Source organism: Nitrosospira sp. NpAV, assembly GCF_000832065.1.
GTDB lineage: Bacteria > Pseudomonadota > Gammaproteobacteria > Burkholderiales > Nitrosomonadaceae > Nitrosospira.
Map to the genome: position 1 here is coordinate 1 of NZ_JXQM01000248.1, position 471 is coordinate 471.

At 47.6% G+C, this 471-nt stretch carries 1 protein-coding gene; it reads right to left on the reverse strand.

Annotated elements, in window-relative coordinates; all coding sequences use genetic code 11:
• Positions 1 to 471: topoisomerase C-terminal repeat-containing protein (locus tag SQ11_RS16010; protein WP_041515204.1), on the reverse strand; the 471-nt coding region annotated here is incomplete at both ends.

Sequence of the window (471 nt, forward strand, 5' to 3'; positions counted from 1 at the left end):
CATATACGGAATGGCCACATTGAGGACACTTTCCAAGCGCTTGTTGCGCCGAAAAATCGACTTCCTCTTCCGCCTGAGTGGCCTCATTGCCAAAATCAAACTTCATTTCATGCTCATCCGTCAATCTGACAAGGGCATTGAATGCGCGTCCCATCTTGCTACGAAAGCCTGATAAGGGACCGATCTCGCGGTCAGAAATCAATGTTTCCATTTCATTCACCTCGAACTGCCGACCTGCCAAAATTTTCCACACGGCAAAATCACATTGCTGGCATTGGAATTTTTTGTAGGTTTCCTTGATTACGCCACCACATTTCGGACAAGGTACCTCGAGCGTTGCAAAATCTCCGCTGATAGTCTTGCCCCGATGATTTTTGGCTTGCTCGACAATATGATGGGTCATCGCGGCGATCTTCTCCATGAAAACATCGCGCTTAAGCTGACCCTGCTCAATCTGGCGCAATTTGAATT